Genomic DNA, 500 nt, shown 5'->3' with positions numbered 1-500 from the left:
CCCGCCCCGGGCCAGCCGCACCCGATCGCCGCGCCGTTTGACCTGGCGCGCTTTGCCCAGGGGCGCACCATCGACGAAGCGGGCGTTGGCCCGATGCCGCAGCACCGCTGAGGGGGAGAGCAGGCCATGATGCTGATCGATTGCCCCCATTGCGGGCCGCGCGCGCAGGAAGAGTTCACCTATGAGCGCACGCGCGACAGCGTGGTGCCGCTCGATGCCGCGCCGGCCGCGGCGATGGCCACGCTCTATGCCCGCGCCAATCCGCGCGGCGAGGAGGACGAGATCTGGCGCCACACCCTGGGTTGCCGTGGCTGGCTGGAACTGCGGCGCCACCGCATGACCCACGCCATCGTGGCAGTGCGCCCGCTGGGCCCGGCGGTGCTGCCATGAGCGGCGCTGCGCTGACGTTCACGTTTGACGGCAAGACCTATGCCGCGCGGCCGGGGCAGACCCTGGCGGCGGCCCTGCTCGACAACGGCGTTGCCGTGGTGGCGCGCAGT

General features: G+C 72.8%; 2 protein-coding genes. Both read left to right on the top strand.

Going from position 1 to position 500, the window contains the following annotated elements; translation table 11 throughout:
• The first annotated feature begins 126 nt into the window (after positions 1-126).
• The gene (locus H926_RS0123840; protein WP_022678459.1) at positions 127-390 is read left to right on the top strand and encodes a sarcosine oxidase subunit delta; all 264 of its coding nucleotides are present in this window, start codon (positions 127-129) and stop codon (positions 388-390) included.
• The coding region (locus tag H926_RS35630) for a 2Fe-2S iron-sulfur cluster-binding protein (protein WP_148291878.1) at positions 387-500 on the top strand (114 nt) is incomplete at its 3' end. The genes H926_RS0123840 and H926_RS35630, both read left to right, overlap by 4 nt.

It is taken from the genome of Novosphingobium sp. B-7, from assembly GCF_000410615.1.
Taxonomy (GTDB): domain Bacteria; phylum Pseudomonadota; class Alphaproteobacteria; order Sphingomonadales; family Sphingomonadaceae; genus Novosphingobium; species Novosphingobium capsulatum.
This window is presented reverse-complemented; position numbering and strand designations above follow the sequence as displayed.

Excerpts from the sequence above, each read along its gene's own strand:
- H926_RS0123840 (WP_022678459.1), top strand. The coding sequence starts at position 127 with ATGATGCTGATCGATTGCCCCCATTGCGGGCCGCGCGCGCAGGAAGAG.